Source organism: Pseudomonas sp. (assembly GCF_033723075.1).
Lineage (GTDB): Bacteria > Pseudomonadota > Gammaproteobacteria > Pseudomonadales > Pseudomonadaceae > Aquipseudomonas.
In genome coordinates this window covers 156,954-174,632 of record NZ_JAWVXU010000002.1, presented here as the reverse complement: position 1 = coordinate 174,632, position 17,679 = coordinate 156,954, and the positions used below count along the sequence as shown (strand labels likewise).

17 protein-coding genes are annotated in these 17,679 nt (G+C 66.8%); 2 read left to right on the top strand and 15 right to left on the bottom strand.

Annotated elements, in window-relative coordinates; all coding sequences use genetic code 11:
* Positions 1-34 precede the first annotated feature (34 nt).
* Together R3355_RS03385 and hemE are read left to right on the top strand one after the other, a co-directional pair.
* Positions 35-1,453, top strand: a complete 1,419-nt coding sequence (locus tag R3355_RS03385) for an FAD-dependent oxidoreductase (protein WP_318960057.1) — start codon at positions 35-37, stop codon at positions 1,451-1,453.
* Between the two features lie 203 nt (positions 1,454-1,656).
* A complete protein-coding gene (gene hemE / locus R3355_RS03380; protein WP_318946885.1) occupies positions 1,657-2,724 on the top strand; it encodes a uroporphyrinogen decarboxylase in 1,068 nt (355 codons plus the stop codon).
* Positions 2,725-2,844: 120 nt separating this feature from the next.
* Here hemE and R3355_RS03375 read toward each other — a convergent pair whose 3' ends face one another.
* From R3355_RS03375 to R3355_RS03305, 15 genes are all read right to left on the bottom strand, one after another.
* Positions 2,845-4,068, bottom strand: a complete 1,224-nt coding sequence (locus tag R3355_RS03375; RefSeq protein ID WP_318960056.1) for a serine hydrolase domain-containing protein — start codon at positions 4,066-4,068, stop codon at positions 2,845-2,847.
* Positions 4,069-4,179: 111 nt separating this feature from the next.
* Entirely contained in the window at positions 4,180-4,623 is a 444-nt protein-coding gene (locus tag R3355_RS03370; protein ID WP_318946888.1) for an excinuclease, read from the bottom strand.
* A gap of 89 nt (positions 4,624-4,712) precedes the next feature.
* On the bottom strand, positions 4,713-5,939 hold the full coding sequence (locus tag R3355_RS03365; RefSeq protein WP_318960055.1) for a beta-ketoacyl-ACP synthase: 1,227 nt from the start codon (positions 5,937-5,939) through the stop codon (positions 4,713-4,715).
* A complete protein-coding gene (gene fabG, locus R3355_RS03360; RefSeq protein ID WP_318960054.1) occupies positions 5,939-6,667 on the bottom strand; it encodes a 3-oxoacyl-ACP reductase FabG in 729 nt (242 codons plus the stop codon). The genes R3355_RS03365 and fabG overlap by 1 nt, the downstream gene beginning before the upstream one ends.
* A 90-nt stretch (positions 6,668-6,757) precedes the next feature.
* Complete coding sequence (locus tag R3355_RS03355; RefSeq protein ID WP_318960053.1) at positions 6,758-7,222, bottom strand: hotdog family protein; 465 nt, start codon at positions 7,220-7,222, stop codon at positions 6,758-6,760.
* Entirely contained in the window at positions 7,219-8,433 is a 1,215-nt protein-coding gene (locus R3355_RS03350) for a beta-ketoacyl-[acyl-carrier-protein] synthase family protein (RefSeq protein WP_318960052.1), read from the bottom strand. The genes R3355_RS03355 and R3355_RS03350 overlap by 4 nt, the downstream gene beginning before the upstream one ends.
* Complete coding sequence (locus R3355_RS03345; protein WP_318960051.1) at positions 8,433-8,936, bottom strand: DUF3261 domain-containing protein; 504 nt, start codon at positions 8,934-8,936, stop codon at positions 8,433-8,435. Before R3355_RS03345 ends, R3355_RS03350 begins: the two co-directional genes overlap by 1 nt.
* Positions 8,933-9,661, bottom strand: a complete 729-nt coding sequence (locus R3355_RS03340; RefSeq protein ID WP_318960050.1) for a class I SAM-dependent methyltransferase — start codon at positions 9,659-9,661, stop codon at positions 8,933-8,935. The genes R3355_RS03345 and R3355_RS03340 overlap by 4 nt, the downstream gene beginning before the upstream one ends.
* 30 nt (positions 9,662-9,691) lie before the next feature.
* On the bottom strand, positions 9,692-10,945 hold the full coding sequence (locus R3355_RS03335) for an NAD(P)/FAD-dependent oxidoreductase (RefSeq protein WP_318960049.1): 1,254 nt from the start codon (positions 10,943-10,945) through the stop codon (positions 9,692-9,694).
* Positions 10,942-13,311 carry a hypothetical protein gene (locus tag R3355_RS03330; protein WP_318960048.1) on the bottom strand — a complete coding sequence of 790 codons (2,370 nt, stop codon included), beginning with the start codon at positions 13,309-13,311 and terminating at the stop codon, positions 10,942-10,944. Before R3355_RS03330 ends, R3355_RS03335 begins: the two co-directional genes overlap by 4 nt.
* Positions 13,301-13,906, bottom strand: coding sequence for an outer membrane lipoprotein carrier protein LolA (locus R3355_RS03325; protein ID WP_318960047.1), 606 nt, complete (start codon positions 13,904-13,906; stop codon positions 13,301-13,303). The genes R3355_RS03330 and R3355_RS03325 overlap by 11 nt, the downstream gene beginning before the upstream one ends.
* Complete coding sequence (locus R3355_RS03320; RefSeq protein WP_318960046.1) at positions 13,903-14,328, bottom strand: acyl-CoA thioesterase; 426 nt, start codon at positions 14,326-14,328, stop codon at positions 13,903-13,905. The genes R3355_RS03325 and R3355_RS03320 overlap by 4 nt, the downstream gene beginning before the upstream one ends.
* An 89-nt stretch (positions 14,329-14,417) precedes the next feature.
* Positions 14,418-15,959, bottom strand: coding sequence for an aromatic amino acid ammonia-lyase (locus R3355_RS03315; protein WP_318960045.1), 1,542 nt, complete (start codon positions 15,957-15,959; stop codon positions 14,418-14,420).
* Entirely contained in the window at positions 15,940-16,884 is a 945-nt protein-coding gene (locus tag R3355_RS03310) for a glycosyl transferase (protein ID WP_318960044.1), read from the bottom strand. Before R3355_RS03310 ends, R3355_RS03315 begins: the two co-directional genes overlap by 20 nt.
* Positions 16,881-17,615: a glycosyltransferase family 2 protein gene (locus tag R3355_RS03305; protein ID WP_318960043.1), complete on the bottom strand. Its 735-nt coding sequence runs from the start codon at positions 17,613-17,615 to the stop codon at positions 16,881-16,883. Before R3355_RS03305 ends, R3355_RS03310 begins: the two co-directional genes overlap by 4 nt.
* Positions 17,616-17,679: the final 64 nt, after the last annotated feature.

Sequence of the window (17,679 nt, the reverse complement as noted above, 5' to 3'; positions counted from 1 at the left end):
TTAGAGCTTCGGGCTGCTGCTAAGAGGTTTTGCTATGACTGAACGTCTGAATAACGACTTCCAGTTCATCGATGTCGGGCGCAAAGACCCGAAGAAGAAGCTGTTGCGTCAGCGCAAGAAAGAATTCGTCGAGATCTACGACAACTTCAAACCGGCCCAGGCCTGTGACCAGGCGCACCGCTGCCTGGGTTGTGGCAACCCCTATTGCGAGTGGAAGTGCCCGGTGCACAACTACATTCCCAACTGGTTGAAGCTGGTGTCCGAGGGCAACATCCTCGCCGCCGCCGAGTTGTCGCACCAGACCAATACATTGCCGGAAGTCTGCGGCCGCGTCTGTCCGCAGGATCGTCTGTGCGAGGGCGCCTGCACCCTCAATGACGGCTTCGGCGCCGTGACCATCGGCTCGGTGGAGAAGTACATCACCGACACCGCGTTCGCCATGGGCTGGCGTCCCGATATGTCGCGGGTCGTCTCGACCGGCAAGCGCGTCGCCGTGATCGGTGCCGGCCCGGCTGGCCTGGGCTGTGCCGATGTGCTGGTGCGCAGCGGCGTGACCCCGGTGGTGTTCGACAAGAACCCGGAAATCGGCGGCCTGCTGACCTTCGGTATTCCCGAGTTCAAGCTGGAAAAGACCGTGCTGAGCCATCGCCGTGACGTTTTCACCGGCATGGGCATCGAGTTCCGCCTGAACACCGAGATCGGCAAGGACGTGACCATGCAGCAGTTGCTGGATGAGTACGATGCGGTGTTCATGGGCATGGGTACCTACACCTACATGAAGGGCGGCTTCCCCGGTGAAGACCTGCCCGGCGTGTATGACGCCCTGGACTTCCTGATCGCCAACGTCAACCGCAACCTCGGTTTCGAGAAAGACGCGCAAGACTTTATCGATACCAAGGGCAAGCGCATCGTCGTGCTCGGCGGCGGCGATACCGCCATGGACTGCAACCGTACCGCGATCCGCCAGGGCGCCAAGAGCGTGACCTGCGCTTATCGCCGCGATGAAGAAAACATGCCGGGCTCGCGCAAGGAAGTGAAGAACGCCAAGGAAGAGGGGGTTAAATTCCTCTTCAATCGCCAGCCCATCGCCATCGTCGGCGAAGACAAGGTTGAAGGCGTCAAGGTGGTCGAGACCCGTCTCGGCGAGCCGGATGCCCGCGGTCGCCGCAGTCCCGAGCCGATCCCCGGTTCCGAGGAAATCATCCCGGCCGATGCCGTGCTGATCGCCTTCGGCTTCCGCCCAAGCCCGGCGCCCTGGTTCGAGCAGTTCACCATTCAGACCGACAGCCAGGGGCGAGTGATTGCCCCGGAACAGTCGCAGTTCAAGCACCAGACCAGCAACCCGAAGATCTTCGCCGGTGGCGACATGGTGCGTGGTTCCGACCTGGTGGTGACGGCGATCTTCGAGGGGCGCAACGCCGCCGAAGGCATCCTCGACTACCTGGGCGTCTGATCGGCAGGGTGTGCGGGACCACCTGGGCCGCACGCACCACCTTGCCAGGCACGGTGCGCGCGATCTAGGCGCCCCCGCACACCCTGCGACCGAGGCAAATCGTCGCACTGGACAAAAGGCACGGCACCCGCCGTGCCTTTTGTTTTGCGGTCTGCGAAAATGCCCGCACTTTTCTACTGCCTTCTCATGTCTCGGGAATTGTTATGACTGCCCTGAAGAACGACCGTTTCCTGCGTGCCCTGCTCAAGCAGCCCGTCGACGTTACCCCGGTGTGGATGATGCGCCAGGCCGGCCGTTATCTGCCGGAGTACCGCGCCAGCCGGGCCAAGGCCGGTGACTTCATGAAGCTGATGATGAACCCCGAGTTCGCCTGTGAAGTCACCCTGCAGCCGCTGGATCGCTACCCGCAGCTGGACGCGGCCATTCTCTTCTCCGACATCCTGACCATCCCCCATGCCATGGGTCAGGGGTTGTATTTCGAGACCGGCGAAGGCCCGCGTTTCAAGAAAGTCATCAGCAGCGCCGCCGATGTCGATGCCCTGCCGATTCCCGACCCGGAGCAAGACCTGGGTTATGTGATGGACGCCGTGCGCACCATCCGCCGCGAGCTGAACGGCCGCGTGCCGCTGATCGGCTTCTCCGGCAGCCCCTGGACCCTGGCCACCTATATGGTCGAAGGCGGCTCGTCGAAGGACTTCCGCAAGTCCAAAGCCATGCTCTACGACAACCCCCAGGCCATGCACGCGCTGCTCGACAAGCTGACCCAGTCGGTCATCAGTTACCTTAACGGCCAGATTCTTGCCGGCGCCCAGGCGGTGCAGATTTTCGATACCTGGGGCGGCAACCTGTCGTCGGCGGCCTATCAGGAGTTCTCCCTGGCCTATATGCAGAAAATCGTCGACGGCCTGATCCGCGAGCATGACGGGCGCAAGGTACCGGTGATCCTGTTCACCAAGAACGGCGGCCTGTGGCTGGAGTCCATGGCCGCTACCGGCGCCGACGCACTGGGTCTGGACTGGAGCTGTGATATCGGCGAAGCCCGCCGTCGTGTCGGTGGCCAGGTGGCCCTGCAAGGCAATATGGATCCCACCGTGCTCTACGCCCAGCCCGCCGCCATCCGCGCCGAGGTGGCGCGGATCCTCGCCAGCTACGGCCAGGGTTCGGGTCATGTATTCAACCTCGGCCACGGCATCACCCCGGAAGTCGATCCGGCCCATGCCGGCGCCTTCCTCGAGGCGGTGCACGAGCTGTCGGCGGCCTATCACCGTTAGGTGGTGGAGCGGTCCTGCGTCTGGTAAGGCATTCCCGGGCTAAAAAGCGGGCCTAGCAGATCAACATAGGGTCTACGGCGCCTGCCGACGGCCCTATGGCGGACAGGCCTTAGCTACTCATCAGGGCGTTGGCACGCTCGCCAGCTCCCGCTGCCGATCCAGGTTATGGGCCATGCGCAGCAGCAGGCGGTGGCCGATGCCGTTGCTCCAGTTGAAGCTGTTCTGCAGCACCACCACGGCGGTCTTGTGGCGGGTGTCCAGGCCCAGGTAGCTCGAATAGCCCGCCACCAGGCCGACCTGATAGGTGAGCCGCTGGCCGTGGATGGTATCGACCATCCAGGCGATCGCCGGTGCTTCCCTGGGTCGCTCGAGGCGCACCCGCAGGCTGTCGCGCAAGGCCGCATCGCGCTGTGCATCGCCACTGCCGTGCAGATGCGCGGCGGCATAGTCGAGCAGATCGTCGGCGTTGGAATAGAGCGCCGCGGAGCCGTGCAGGATGTCGCTGAACTGCCAGTCGGGAACCGGGCGGCCGCGGCGGACGAACTTCGGCTGGTCGCCGGCATGCCCGCGGGCGCGTTCGGCATAGCCGGCCAGTTGTTGCGGCTGGTAGCTGGTGTTGCTCAGCTGCAGCGGGTCGAGGATGCGTTCGGCGGCCAGCTCATCGATGTTCTTGCCGCTGCGCAGCTCCAGCACGTGGCTGAGCAGGGCGTAACCGATATTCGAATACTGCGGCGCAACCTGCCTGGGCTTGCTGAAATCGGCCAGGTAGTCGAGCAGATAGGCTTGGTCGAAATGCCGGTAGAAGCTGTTGCCGGTGAACAGGTATTCGATGAAATAGCCGAGGGTACGCGGGGTCATCGGCTGGCGCGGCAGGCCGGCGCTGTGGGTGGCCAGTTGCAGCAGGGTGATGGCGCGGGCGTCCTCGCTCAGTGGCGTGCCTACGGGCAGCAGCTGTTCGAGGTCGTCATCCCAACCAAGCAGGCCGTCCTGTACCAGCATGGCGGTGAGGTTGCCGACCAGGCCCTTGCTCAGCGAACCCACGGCGAACAGGGTCTCGCCGTCCGGGCGAGTGCCGCTGAGGAAGTCGCTGACGCCATAGCCGAACACCTGCTTGCGACCATCGGCGCTCAGCACCCCGATCACGATGCCGGGCGTACGCTTGCGGTCGATCAGCGGCTGGGCCAGGGCATCCACCTGGGCGCGCAGGTCGCCGGGGTTGGCGCCCTCCTGCCGGAGGCTGTCCGGGGTATCTATCTGTTGTTTCGACAGGGTGCCGCAGGCGCTTAGACCAAGCGTGAGCAGGGCGGCACCGAGGGTTATGGTGGCTGGATAGATACTCAGCACGGGACTACAAGGCCTTATATCGGCCGCTACGCAGAACGCGGCGGTAATACCTCGATGATAGGGGCTTCGGCGCCGCGCGTAACTGCCGTGGTGGACGCCGCAGGCGAAGTGCTACTGGACCTTGGCCAGGTTGCCCTTGAGGGCGACCCCGGCCATGATCGCGCCGGCGTGGCATTCGTACTTCTGGCTGTCCTTGTATTCGATGTTCTTGTAGTTGCTGGCGAGATCCACCACGGCATTGGCGCCGGCCGCCTTGGCCGCATTCTGCAGGCGGATCAGGGCCGATTGCAGAACCCAGCGGCAGGCGGCTTCGTCGCTCTTGTTGAAGGCGTTGGTCTTCTGACTGGTGGTGACCCCGGACTTGAGAATGCTGACCTTGCCCGCCGGCTTGGTGCCGGCCAGGTAGAACGTCACGCTGCCATCCAGGCGCCCGGCATTCAGCGCTTCCTGGACGACGGTTTCGAACGGCAGGAAGTGGGCGGTGTCCCGGGCCTGGCTGACGGCTGGGAACAGGCTCAGGCAGGCTACGGCGAGGATCCAGGGTTTGGCGTTCATGGGTTGCTCCTTGTTATGAGGCTTTACTGGGGACTGCTGGTAGGTTGCGCAACAAGTTAACTGCCGGGGCTGGCTATTGCGGCCAGCGCTCAGCTCCAGCGGCGGAAGATCAACGAGGTGTTGACCCCGCCGAAGGCGAAGTTGTTGTTCATCACATATTGGTTGCTCATCTGGCGGAACTCGCCGCGCAGGTAGTCCAGCTCGCCGCAGGCCGGGTCGATCTCGTCGAGGTTGAGGGTGTGCACGTAGCTGTCCGAGTTCATCATCTCGATACTGAACCAGGATTCCAGCGCACCGCAGGCGCCCAGGGTGTGGCCGAGGAAACTCTTCTGCGAGCTGATCGGCATCTGTGCGCCGAACAGGCCGCTGGTGGCCAGGGATTCGGCGACGTCGCCCTGCTCGGTGGCGGTGCCGTGGCCGTTGACGTAGCCGATCGCCGCTGGTTCCAGGCCGGCATCGTCCAGGGCCAGCTGCATGGCGCCGCGCATGGTCAGCAATTCCGGCTTGGTGGCGTGCTGGCCGTCGGAGTTGCAGCCGAAGCCGACGATCTCGGCATGGATGCGGGCGCCACGGGCCAGGGCGTGCTCCAGCTCTTCCAGCACCAGCATGCCGGCGCCTTCGCCGATCACCAGGCCGTCACGAGCGCTGTCATAGGGCCGTGGTGAGCTCTGCGGGGTGTCGTTCTTCAGGCTGGTGGCGTAGAGCGCGTCGAACACCATGGCTTCGGTCGGGCAGAGTTCCTCGGCGCCGCCGGCGAGCATCAGCGGCAGGCGGCCGAACTTGATCGCCTCGTAGGCGTAGCCGATGCCCTGGCTGCCGCTGGTGCAGGCGCTGGAGGTGGGGATCAGGCGGCCCTTGAGGCCGAAGAAGATGCTGATATTGGCCGCCGTGGTGTGCGGCATCATGCGGATATAGGAGTTGGCGTTGAGGCCATCGGCCACCGAGTTGAGCAGCATGTTGCCGAAGGCCTTGATCTCCTCGGTGCTGCCGGTGGAGGAGCCGCAGGCCACGCCCATGCGCCCATCGCTGATCGACTCGTCGCCGAGCAGGCCGGCATCGTCCAGTGCCCGTTCGGCGGCCAGTACCGCCAGCTTGGCTACCCGGCCCATGCTGCGCAGCTGTCTGCGGGTCCAGTGCTTGGGCACCGCGAAGTCATCGATTGGCCCGCCGAGGCGGGTATTCAGTTCCGTGAAGCGATCCCACTCGTGCATATAGCGGATGCCGCTCTTGCCGGCCCGCAAGTTCGCCTCGATGCTCGCCCAGTCATTGCCCAGGGAGGTAATGCCGGCCATGCCGGTGACTACGACTCGTTTCATCAACACAACCCACCGTTTACCGAGAGGACCTGACGGGTAATGTAGGCCGCCTCCTCGGACATCAGAAAATTCACCGCCCCGGCCACTTCTTCCGGGGTACCCATGCGCGCCGCCGGAATCATCTTGAGGATTTCCTCGACTGGCACCTGCTCGTCGAGCATTTCGGTGTCGATCAGCCCCGGCGCCACGCAGTTCACCGTGATCTTGCGCTTGCCCAGTTCGATGGCCAGTGCCTTGGCCGCGCCGATCACCCCGGCCTTGGACGCGCTGTAGTTGACCTGGCCGCGGTTGCCGATCAGCCCGGACACCGAGGTGATGCAGACGATGCGGCCCGGCTGGCGCCGGCGGATCATCGGCATGCACAGCGGGTGCAGGACATTGTAGAAACCGTCGAGGTTGGTGCGCAGCACCTGATCCCAGTCGTCCTCGCTCAGCGCCGGAAAGGCGCCGTCGCGGGTCAGCCCGGCGTTGCATACCACGCCGTAATAGGCGCCGTGCTGCGCCACATCCGCTTCAAGGATTTCCCGGCAGGCTGCACGCTCGGCGACGTCGAATTGCAGGATACGCGCCTGACGGCCTAGCGCCTGGATCTGCGCTTGCACCGCCTCGGCCTCATCGCGGCGCGCGCGGCAGTGCAGGACAATGTCGAAGCCGGCCCGAGCCAGGCGCAGGGCGATGGCCCGGCCGATGCCACGGCTGGAGCCGGTGACCAGAATCGGGTCAGTCATGTGCGGTCTCTCGTAAATGTGCCAGGCGACTTGCCGCGTTGGCGCGGGCGATATGAGCGCGGCTGGAGCCGCTAACCAGAATCGGGTCAGTCATGGCGTGCACTCCTCGGGTTGTTCTTGCAGGTAGCTGGCCGCTTGCGGTGGGCAGAAGACGTTGAGGCGGGCTTCGGCATGGATGCCGGGACCGCGCAGGTGGCATTCGAACACGCCCATGCCGTTGTCGTCCTGCAGCGAGCGCTGCGCCTGGATCTGCAGTTCGCTGCCGGCGGGGAAGCGCTCGACATTGCATTGGAAATTGCGCGTGCCGAGGAGAAAGCCCAGCGCCACCGGCATGCCGGCCTGGCGCGCCTGGCAACCGGCGTAGGCGGCCACGCTCTGCGCCATCAGCTCGATGCCGACCCAGGCCGGCAGGCTGCCGTCGGCTTGATTGAACAGGCCGCCGGGGCGCACGCACAGACGGGTTTGCACATCCTCTTCGCTGAAGTGCAGCACTTCGTCGAGCAGGATCATGTCGCCGGCATGCGGCAGCAGTTCGGCGATCGGCCACAACCTCATGGCAGGGCTCCGAGAATCAGCGACAGGTTGCTGCCGCCAAAGGCGAACGAGTTGCTCATCAGTCGCTGCGGGCGGCTGGCGCCCGCGGCACGCACGTCGACCAGCTGCAGGCGCGGCAGTTGCGGATCGGCCTGGCCGTCCCACAGGTGGGGCGGCAGGCGCTGGTCGCGGTTGTAGGCGCTCAGGGTCAGCCAGCAGAATGCCGCCTCCAGCGCCCCGGCGGCGCCCAGGGTATGGCCGCTCAGCGGCTTGGTCGAGGAGCAGGGCACGCCTTGGGGAAACAGGGCCTGCACTGCCAGGCTTTCCATCGCATCGTTGTGCCGGGTGGCGGTGCCGTGCAGGTTCAGGTAGTCGATCTCCTCGGCGGCTACGCCGGCGGCGGCCAGGGCTTTGCGCATCGCCTGCTGGGCGCCGAGGCCCTGGGGTTCGGGCGCGGAGATGTGGTAGGCATCCGAGCTGGCGCCGCCGCCGAGCAGGGCGATCGGCCGCTCGCTAGCGGCTGTCGTTGTGTGCGGCAGTGGCGTTCGGGTCATGACGAACAACGCCGCCGCTTCGCCGATATTGATGCCCCGGCGATTCAGCGAGAACGGATTGCAGCGTTCGGCAGCCACCGCTTCCAGCGCGGTGAAACCGTTCAGGGTCAGGCGGCACAGGCTGTCGACCCCGCCGCACAGCACGGCATCGCAGACGCCTTGCTGCAGCAGGCGCTGGGCGCTGAGCAGGGCGCGGGCGCTGGAGGTACAGGCGGTGGACAGGCAGTAGGCCGGGCCGCTCAGGCCGAGCCACTCGGCGAGAAAGATGGCGGGGGCGGCGATTTCCTGTTGGGCGTAGCGGTAGTCCGCCGGCAGCGCGCCGTCGTTCAGGAAGCGGGCAATGTCCTGGCTGGCTTCGTGAATGCCCGAGGTGCTGGTGCCGAGCACCACGCCGACCCGTGCGCCACCGTACTGGGCGATGGCGGCGCGGATCTGCGCCTCGATCTGCAGCGCGGCGGCCAGCAGAAGCTGATTGTTGCGGCTGAGCGAGGTCTGCATGCCGTCCGGCATCGGCGGCAGCTCGGCAGTCACTGCGCCGACCGTCAGGCTGCGGCCGCTGACCCAGTCGTCCTGCGCGCGCATGCCGCTGGCGTCGCCGCTGAACAGGGCATCGGCGACGGCCTGCTTGCCCTGGCCGAGGGCGCAGATCAGACCGAGGGCGTTGAGGTAGCCGAGCATCAGGGAATCTCCTGGTCGGAGAGCACGTTGACCCGATAGTTCAGGTCTTGCGCGTGGTTCAGGGTGAAATCCAGGGGCGCACGGTAGCGGATTCGCCAGTCGGGGGTAAGCCGGCGCTGACCATCGGCGAGCAATTGCCAGGTGGTGGGCGCATAGCTGGCGGGCAGGGCATCGGCCGGGGTCAGGGCGAACAGCACGGCGGCGAACAGCTCGCGTGCTTCGCCGTTGGGCGGCAGCAGGCCGTCGGCCCGCCAGGCGCCATCCTGCAACAGCTGGCGCGCCAGGGGCACGCCGAGCGGATCGAACAGCGACCAGCGCAGGGTGGAGGCCTCGGCCTGCACCACCACCAGCCACCAGAACTGCTCCTCGCCGGCCTGCTCGCGGCGGATCTGCAGGGTCGCCGGCAGCAGCGCAGTGAGTTCGGGCGGATTCGAAGGCAGCGGTGTGCGCGCCGCGCAGGCGCTCAGCAACAGGCAAATGCCGAGGAGCAACAGACGGCTCATGGCTGGGGGCGCTCCAGCGGCTTGCGCGCCACCAGGTTGACCAGGGTTTCGTCACGCTGGCCAAGTGGTTTGGGCTGGCGCAGGCCCCAGCGTTGGAGCAGGCCGAAGTCCTTGGCGCGGCTCCACCACAGGTAGGGGTAGGAGACGTTGCCCTCGGCAAATTCGAAGCCCTGGCCGCGCAGCATGTCGAGGTATTGTCCGGCGCTTTTCTGCACCTGCATCGGATGGCGGAACAGCCAGCGGATCACCCAGGTATCGATATAGAACTTGGTCGACTCGGCGAACAGCAGCAGGCCGCCGGGCTTGAGTACGCGCCAGAATTCGGCGAGGGCTCGCTCCTGCTCGACCAGGTGGTGGAAGGTCTGGTGGCAGAAGAGGATGTCGACGCTGGCATCGCCCAGCTGGATCGCCGCGCAGTCGCTGGCGAGCAGGCGCACGGGCAGACCCTGGCGCTCGGCCTCGCTGCGCGAGCACTCGAGGCTGTGCGGGTCGGCGTCCAGGCCGATCAGTTGCGCCGGCGCGAACGCTGCCTGCAGCAGGCTGAAGGACTTGCCCTGGCCGCAACCGGCATCCAGCAGCACCGCGGCGCTGGGCAGCGGCGTATCGATCAGGCGCTTGAGGTCGTCGATCGCCACACGCAGCACGTGCTGCTGCCAGACGCGGCTCTGCAGGAACCAGAAACCGAAACGGGTTTCTTCGACATAGGTGGCGGCGGCGCGGCTCATCGAGCTTCCTTCTTCAGACAGTATGGGGGGTCAGACGGCATGGGCGGGGGCGCAGAATTCGGCCAGCGCGCGCAGGCGCCGAGCCGGTTCGGCGACATAGGGATTGCGCTCGTCCCAGGCATAGCCGGCGAGGATCGAGCTGATCATCCGGCGGATGTCCGGCGCGGCGTTCTGGTAATGGATCACGTCCTGGAAGGAACCGTCGTACCAGCCCTCGACGTAGACCCGGAAGGTGTCGATGCCGCGCTTGAGCGGGATGGCGAAGTCATTTTCCCAGTCCACCGCCTCGCCGCACAACTGACGGTGCAGCACGCCGGCGGCCATGCTCGCGGAGCGCATGGCGATGGTCACCCCGGAGGAGAACACCGGGTCGAGGAATTCCGCCGCGTTGCCGAGCAGGGCGAAACCCGGCCCGTGCAGGCGTTTGACGTTGGCCGAGTAACCGCCGAGGGCGCGCGCAGGGGTATCCCAGACGGCGTTCGCCAGCACGCGCTGCAGGCTCGGGGTTTCCGCGACGAACTGCTTGAGACAGGCGTCCAGATCCTGCGGTCGGCCGGCGTAGCGCGTGGCAGCGGCGACCACGCCGACCGAGCAGCGGCCGTTGCTGAAGGGAATGGTCCAGAACCACACATCCTGCATGGCGGGGTGGGTGGTGATGAGGATCTTCTCGCGGTCGAAGCCGCTGCCGGCGCTGCGATCCTCGACATGGGTGAACACGGCCTGGCGCACCGGGAAGGTCGAGGGCGTGTCGAGGTCGAGCAGGCGTGGCAGCACGCGGCCGTAACCGCTGCCATCGAGGACGAAGGCGCATTCCACCTGGTATTCGTGGCCATCACCCAGCCGGCGTACCGCCAGGCGCGGGCAGGCACCGCTGAAATCGACCGCGACTATTTCTTCCTCGTAACGGATTTCCACGCCCTGCTGCTCGGCCTGATTGGCCAGCAGCGTGTCGAAGTCGGCGCGCAGAACTTGGTAGGTCGAGCCCATACCCTGGGTGAAGCCGTCGCGGAAGTCGAAGTCGCTGTAACGCTCGCCCCAGGCGAAGGCCGCGCCATGCTTGGTCTGGAAGCCAGCGGCCTGCACCGCCTCGAGCATCCCGGCCTCCTCGACGAAGTCCAGGCAGTGCGACAGCAGGCTCTCGCCGATCGAGAAGCGCGGAAAGCGCTGGCGCTCCAGGACCAGCACATCATGGCCGTTGCGCTTGAGCAGGGCACTGGCGATGGCGCCCGAGGGGCCGGCTCCGATCACCACGACCTGGCGTTTTTCGACTTCGAGAGAATTCATACGGAGCTTGGTGCCTCGTTATTGGCGGTGAGCGGGAGGTGGCTCGGGGTAACCCAGGGCGACAGCAGGAAGCAGAAGAACAGGCCGAGGCTGATGGCCAGGCCGAAATTGGCGATGACCGGGGTCTGGCTGAGCAGCAACAGGCCGAACGACAGCCAGCTGGTCAGGGCCGCGAGCAGGGTGCCGAGCAGGCTCACCGCCGGGCCGCCGATGTTCTCGCGCATCAGGATCGCGTAGTCGACACCGATGGCGGTGATCAACAGCAGGCCGAACAGGCTGAACAGGGTCAGCGGTTGCCCCAGCCAGCCAAGGCAGGCCAGTGCCGCCAGGGCGGCCAGCAACGGCAGGCAGACGATGCGCAGGGCGCCGCCGAGGCCGAACGGCAGGCACAGCAACAGCAGGATCGCCGCAATGGACATCAATTTGAGCTGCGCCGCGCTCAACTGGGTGGCGCTGAACAGGCCGTTCAGCTCGCCGAGGCGATCCACCAGTTGCACGCCGTCGAGCCCCGCGCCGACGCTGTGCAGCACGCTGGTATCGCTCAGGCCTTGCAGGCTGACCAGTCCGGCCACGCCGGCATCGCTGTGGCCGAGCCAGAGCGGGCGCCAGGCCTCGCCGAGCGGGCCGGCGAGGGCCTGTTCGAGGTGCGGTTGTTCGCTGTTTAGCAGCAGCGCCAGTTCCGCCTGCAGGGCGGCCTCGGGAATGCCGGCCGCCAGCAGCGCCTGCCAGTGCTGCGGCAGGCCTTTCAGCGCCTGGCGCAGTGCGTGCTGCGAGTCGGCCGGGGCGACCAGCTGGCTGAGGGCGCGGTAGCCGCGCAGCTGGCCGTCGGCCACGGCCCGCTCCAGGCGTTCGCTCAACGCGGCCTGGCGCTGCAGCAGCTGTTGCTCGTCGCTGGCGCGCACCAGGAAGAACTGGCTGGTGGGCTGCTGCCCGGTCAGCTCGGCGATCCGCTGGGCCTCGTCGAGCAGCTGCGGCTCGGCGCCCAGCCACTGGCGCAGATCGTTCTGCGTCTGCAGTTGCAGCAGGCCGGCGGCGCAGAACAGCAGGAGCAAACCGAGCAGTTTGCGGTTGCCGATGCGGGCGAGCAGGCGGGCACGCAGGCTCAGCAGGGTTTCGCTGAAGCGCAGCAGGCGCGGCGCGGGGCTTAGCTGCAGGCCGGCGAGCCAGGCCGGCAGCAGGCACACCGCGCAGAGGTAGGCAGCGATCAGACCGGCGGCGGAGAACACGGCGATCTGGGTCAGCGCCGGGAACGGGGTGAAGGCCAGCGCCAGGTAGCCGATCAGGTTGGTGCCCAGGCTCAGGCTGAGGCCGGGCAGGGTCGCGGCCAAGGCACTCCAGCTGTGCCAGTTGGCCTGGCCGGGCAAGGTGCTCCAGCTCTTGCTCAGATAGTGCTGCGGGTAGTCGGCGGCCACGCCGATCAGGCTGGCGCCGAGCACCAGGGTCAGCGCATTGATCTGGCCGAACACCAGCACGCAGGCGGCGCAGCCGGCGAGCAGCGCCACGCCGATGGGCAGCAGGCTGACCAGCACACGCGTGCGGCGATAGCTCAGCAGCAACAGCAGGAGGATGCCGAGGGTCGCGGTGCCGCCGATCCAGGTGATTTCTCGGCTCGCCTGGGCCTGGCCGGCGGCGGCGTAGAGCAGGCCGCTGGCGGCGAGCAGGTGACCGCCCTCGGCATCGACCAGGGCGCGCGCCTTGGCCACCTCGCTGGCGACCGCCGGCGCTGCCTGCAGGTCGAATGAGTCGCCCTGGATGCGCGCGCGCAGCAGTGCCCAGGTCAGGCCCTGATCTTCGACCAGCAGCGCGCCGCTGCCCAGATCGGTCTGGATCCGCGGGTGCGGGTTGAGTGCCTGTTGCGCGCGGGCGCCGAGGCCCAGCCAGTCCTGATCGATGGGCAGCAGGCTGACGCTGGCGAAGGTGTCGAACAGCTGGGCGGCGCGTTGCTGGATAAAATCCTCGGGCTGCTCGATCAGCAGTTGCCGGTCTGCGCTGGGCAGCAGGCTCAGGCGGCTGGCGAGCAACTGTTGGCGCAGCGTGGCGAGATCGGCCTGCAGGCTCCACTGCACCTGCTCGAAGCGCTCCGCCTCGGCCCATTGTCGAGCGATGCGCTGCACCAGAACTATCGCCTGCTCGCGCTCGGCATGGCCGACCAGGATCAGCAGTTCGCGATTCAGCGGTTCCTGCATGCGCCGTTCGGCCTGCTGCACCAGGTCATCGCCCGCGCCTTGCGGCAGCAGGGCGAGCATGCTCGCCTGCAACGGTGGGCCGGCGCGCCACTGCCAGGCGCTCAGTGCCAGCAGCGCCAGCAGCAGGGCCAGGCACAGGCGCGGCAGGAACCGTCGAGTCGAGCGACGGTCAAGGCGCAAGGGCGAGGCGCTCCGCTTCGCTCAAGCTATCGTCGACCTGGCTCTGCGGCAGGCGCAGCAGGGTGCTGTCACCCTGGGTTTCCGCCAGTTCGATCCGCTCGACCAGTGCGCCACCCTGGATGTGGATGGCGCTGAAGATCTGTTGCAGCAGCCGCGAGCGCGGCGTCAGGCTGAGCTGCCAGGCCTCGGCGTCGCCGCTCAGCTGCAGCTCGAAGTCGTCGGCCAGGCCGGCATGGTCGCCCCTGAGCACGGCGAGGAACAGCCGACTCTGCTGCGCGGCGATGTCCTGCCCGGGTTGCTGCTGCCAGCCCTGGGGCGTGCGCCGGGCAATCCCCTGGTCGCCGATGCGGTAGTCCTGCTGCAGCGGGCTGTGCAACTGCCAGAGCAGGCCATGTTCGCGGGACAGGACGAACTGGCCACGGCTGGTCAGCGGCTGCGGCAGGGCGCGCAGGTGTTTCTCCTGGATAAACGGGCCACGCACCACGGCCGGTTTGGCCAGTTGGGCGCCGAGTTGGTCGAGGTCGAAGGCCTGGACCAGCAGCGGGCAGGTCAACAGGAGCAGGGTGACGAACGCCCGTAGTGTGCAGCGACTCATGCGAGCGCCTTCTCTACCGCGTCGACCAGCACCCGGGGCGAGGCCAGTTGCATTTCGCGGCTGGTCATTTCCACCGCCACCTGCACGCTGCTGCCGCGGGTCATGCGTTCGCCGGTCTCGGCGTCGCAGATCAGGTAGTGGATCTTCAGGCGGTTCTCCCATTCGATCAGGTCGGCGCGCACGACGATCGTCTGGCCGAACCGGGCGCCACGGATATAGCGCAGCTGCAGGTCGATGATCGGCCAGGCATAGCCCGCCGCGCGCATCTGCGTGTAGTTGTGGCCGAGCCTGTCGAGCAGGGCGCAGCGCGCCACCTCGAAATATTTGACGTAGTGGCCGTGCCAGACCACGTCCATCGAGTCGACGTCGAAGAAGGGCACGACCATCTCGATCTCGGCCTGCAGCACGCCTTGGCTACGCATGGACGGCTCCTTGGCGGGTGGTGCGCGCGGCGCAGCCTACGCGGTATGCGGTGCTGGCCGTAGGGTGCGCCGTGCGCACCAGGGCAGACTCAGGCATATAGCCTCCAATGCTGGTCGCGGATACGGGTCAGGCACAGGCGCAGTTCGCCTTCCAGGGCACGGTCTTCGATCACCGGCGCAAAATCCGCACTGAGTTGTTCATGCATGGCCGCCACAGGGGTGGGGACGTCGTTCTTGCCGTTGCGCAGACGCAGCCAGACGCCCTGGTTGGCCGCCAGCAGGGTGGCGGCGGCGACCTGTTCGGTCAGCTCGAGGCTGCGCAGGGCGTCGCGCGCGGCGATGGTGCCCATGCTCACCTTGTCCTGGTTGTGGCACTCGGTGGAGCGCGAGAACACGCTGGCCGGCATGGTGTTTTTCAGGGCTTCGGCGGTCCAGGCGCTGGCGCCGATCTGCACCGCCTTGAAGCCGTGGTTGATCATCGCGCTGGCCGCCGGTGCACCGGACAAGTTGCTCGGCAGGCCGTGGTTGTAGCGACTGTCCACCAGCAGGGCGAGCTGGCGGTCGAGCAGATCGGCGACGTTGCCGACCAGGTTCTTCAGGCTGTCCATGGCGAAGGCGATATGCCCGCCGTAGAAGTGCCCGCCATGCAGCACGCGCTCGGCTTCGGCGTCGATCAGCGGGTTGTCGTTGGCGCTGTTCAGTTCGGTTTCGATGAATTGCCGGAGCAGGCCCAGGCTGTCGGCCATCACCCCGAGCACATGCGGCGCGCAGCGCAGCGAGTAGCGGTCCTGCAGGCGGTGCAGCGGCGCGGTCGGCGCGTCGATCGCCAGGTCCTGGCGCAGCCAGGCGGCGACCTGCATCTGCCCCGGGTGCGGCTTGGCGGCGAACAGGCGCTCGTCGAAGTGCTCCGGGTTGCCTTCCAGCGCCACCACGTTGAGCGCGGTGATTCGCGTGGCCAGCTTGAGCAGGTACTCGGCGCGGGAAAATGCCAGGCAGGCCAGGGCGGTCATCACCGCAGTGCCGTTCATCAGCGCCAGCGCTTCCTTGGGCCGCAGGGTCAGCGGCGTCCAGCCCAGTTCGGCATGCACCTCGGCGGCGCTGCGTTGCTCGCCGCGATACAGCACCTCGCGCTCGCCGGACAGGGTGGCGGCGACATAGGACAGCGGGGTCAGGTCGCCGCTGGCGCCGACCGAGCCTTCTTCCGGGATCAGCGGCAGCACGTCATGTTCGAGAAAGGCGCGCAGGCGCTCCAGCAGTTCCATGCGTACCCCGGAAACCCCCTGGCACAGCGACTGCAGGCGCACGGCCAGCACCGCCCGGGTGCTCGCTTCGTCGAGCAACTGGCCCAGGCCGCAGCCGTGAAAGGTGTAGAGGTGACGCGGCAGCGCCTCGACCTGGTGCAGCGGCACGGCCACCACGCAGGAGTCGCCGTAGCCGGTAGTGACGCCGTAGATCACACCCTCCTTGGCCAGCAGGGTATCGAGGAAGCGCGGGCCTTTGTCGATCATCTCGCGGTAGGCCGCATCGTCCTGCAGCAACGCCTGGGCGCGGCGTTGGGACAGGGCGTTGATCTGCTCGATACTCAGCGGTTGTTCGCCGAACACCACGGGTTCAGCCAGGTATGTCGTCATCTTGCTTCCAGAACGGGTAGAAGTTGAACCATTGGTGCGGTGCATCCAGGCAGAGTTGGCCGAGGCGCTGTGCATAGCCCTGGACCCAGCTGCGGATCACCGCGTCGCGTTCGCCGCGCTTCCACTGTACGCGGTCGGCCAGGGGTTCGAGCAGCACTTGGTAGCGGCCGTCGATCTTCAGGCAACTCATCAGGTTGAGCGGGCAGCGCAGCAAACCGGCCAGCAGCCAGGGCCCCTGGGGGAAGGCGGCGGGTTGGCCGAGAAAATCCACCGTGACGCTACGGGCGCCATGCAGCGGCACGCGGTCGCCGGCGATCGCCAGCCACTCGCCGCGTTCCAGACGCTCGGACAGTTGCAGCATGATCGCCGGGTCCAGTTCGCTGACCTGAATCAGGCGCAGGTTGCTGGCACCGGCTTCATTGAGCAGGCGGTTGAACTGCTCGGCATGCCTGGTGTGCACCAGCACGTTCATCTGGACCTTGTTGTTCAGTTCGGCCAGCGCCCGGCACACTTCCAGGTTGCCCAGGTGCGCGCCGATCAGCATCTGGCCGCGTGCGCCCTGCATCAGACCGTGCAGGTCGTGGCGATCGATCAGATCGATGTCCTGCACGCCCAGCTTGTCGTTCCAGACGTCCAGCTTGTCCAGCAGGGAGTCGGCGAAGGCCATGAATTGACGGAATACCGACCGGCGGCTGGGCTGCAGTTCGGCGCGCCCGCTCCAGCGGGCCAGGTTGCGCTGGTAGCGCCAGATGCTGCGCCGGGCCTGGCCGCCGAGCAGGAAGAAGTACAGCACGATCAGGTAGAGCAGCGGGCTGAGCGCGCGGCGACCGAGCAGGCGTACGGCCAGGGCGATGAATTTCATCAGGACGAAGCTGCCGCGCTCTTGCTGTGCGGCCCAATGCTTGCTGTTGCGCGGCCGACTCATGCGCGCCACCGGCGCCAGAGCAGCTGCGGGGCGCGCAGGAGCATGCCGCAGAACAATTTGGCGTGCATCTTCGAGATCAGCGCGTTGTCGTGCCACAGGCGAAAGTGCGAGAGGCCGTCGGCCGGGTAGTGCACGCGCACCGGCAGCCAGCGCATTGGCTGCTCGCGCCAGAACAGGCGCACCAGAATCTCGGTGTCGAAGTCCATGCGCCGGCCGATGGCCACCGCGTCGAGCAGCGCCAGGGTGGCCGGCAGCGGGTAGATACGAAAGCCGCACATCGAGTCGCGAATGCTCAGCGACAGGCAGTTGATCCACACCCAGACATGGGTCAGGTAGCGGGCGTAGAGGCGGCCCTTCGGCACGCTGGCATCGTACTGCGGGTAGCCGCAGATCAGCGTCTGCGGTTCGGCCCGCGAGGCGGCGAGGAAGGCATCGAGTCCGCTGAGATCGTGCTGGCCGTCGGCGTCCACCTGCAGGGCGTGGCTGAAGCCCAGTCGCGCGGCTTCACGCAGGCCGGCCATCACCGCGCCGCCCTTGCCCTGGTTGACGGGCAGGCGCAGCAGGTAGACGTCCACCTGCGTGGCCAGACGCTCGATGGTCGCGGCGCAGGACGGGTTGGAGGCATCGTCGATCAGCACGCAGGGCAGTCCGGCACCGCGCAAGGCGCTCACCACCGCCGGTAGGGCGTGCTCATGGTTGTACACCGGGATCACCGCGCAGGGCTTATGCATGGGCAGCGCCTAGGTCGGATGGGGTGAGCGCAGCGATAGCCAGGGTGGTTTTGTTGGGTATCGC